The organism is Salinimicrobium oceani (genome assembly GCF_012037645.1).
The window spans coordinates 1-353 of the sequence record NZ_JAAVJR010001143.1; the positions used below are offsets into that span (position 1 = coordinate 1).

A 353-nucleotide genomic window follows, 5' to 3' on the forward strand; every position below is an offset into this window, starting at 1 on the left:
CCTCTCAACCTCGAAAGGGAGAGAAGCCTTTTTCCTATTCCTCCACCTCAACAGGAGGCTTCACATCCAGCGGCTGCAACACTTTTAGTGCCTTATCCACCGAAGTTACTTTCTCAAACGTAAGCAACAATCTCAACCCGCTGCGGGTTTTCTTTTCTTTCATGGTGCAGCTATGCGGATGCGTTTGCACGTATTCCAACACTCGGGTAAAAGCTTTACTCTGATAGAAACGCGACTGCTGATCGGCAATAAAGTAGCCGATAAGTTTACCCTGCTTCATCACGATCTTCTCGAGACCAATCTTTGAAGCGATCCATTTGATGCGGACGCTGTTAAGCAGATCTTCGGCTTCT

1 protein-coding gene is annotated in these 353 nt (G+C 47.3%); it reads right to left on the reverse strand.

All coding sequences use genetic code 11. The features are described 5' to 3' along the window. Positions 1 to 34 precede the first annotated feature (34 nt). Positions 35 to 353, reverse strand: a 319-nt coding sequence (locus tag HC175_RS21185; RefSeq protein WP_168139930.1) for a TRCF domain-containing protein, incomplete at its 5' end; no start/stop codon positions are given.